Source organism: Micromonospora sp. M51 (assembly GCF_018070305.1).
GTDB lineage: Bacteria > Actinomycetota > Actinomycetes > Mycobacteriales > Micromonosporaceae > Micromonospora > Micromonospora parva.
This window is the reverse complement of record NZ_JAGPXZ010001424.1, coordinates 1-576: the sequence shown is the minus strand read 5'-3', so window position 1 is coordinate 576 and position 576 is coordinate 1. Positions and strand designations below refer to the sequence as shown.

Genomic DNA, 576 nt, shown 5'->3' with positions numbered 1-576 from the left:
CCGCTTCATCGACTCCCCCGGCGAGACCGTGGGCGACGCGGACGAACTGGTCACCCGGCTCATCGAGGAGCAGGGCTACCCGACCGGTGACTTCTCCGACCAGATCGCCCACCTCTCCGTCGAGCACGCCCGCACCCTCACCAACTACCGGGACGCGCACGAGATCCACCTGCGCAACTCCCGGGGCGAGGCCAACACCGAGGAGCTGCGGCAGGCGGTTGTGCACTACCGCGCACTCTTCGCCGACCTGCTGGGCGAGGAGCCGGTCGGCCAGCAGACGCCCGAGCAGCGCCACCACCCGGACCACGACACCACGAGCCGCTGAGGAGGCCACCGATGCGCCAGGAAGAGCAGCAGGTGAGCAACGACCACCCGGAGGCCGTGCGGTCCGCGCCCGTGCCGGTACCCCCGGCCGGCGACCGGTCCGGCCGCTCCGACGTCCCTGAGGACGCCCTCGACGACCGGGGCACCTTCGACGACCAAAGCACCGTCCCCGACCGGACCGACGACACCGACCGGGCCGACGACACCGACCGGGCCGACGACACCGACCGGGCTGGCGCGTACGACCCGGCC

The 576-nt window shown here is 72.7% G+C and carries 2 pseudogenes; both read left to right on the top strand.

Annotated features, from left to right (window positions below):
• Nucleotides 1-325, top strand: a pseudogene (locus KBX53_RS35230) (hypothetical protein); the annotation flags it as partial.
• A gap of 11 nt (nt 326-336) precedes the next feature.
• A pseudogene (locus KBX53_RS35225) lies at nt 337-576 on the top strand (hypothetical protein); the annotation flags it as partial.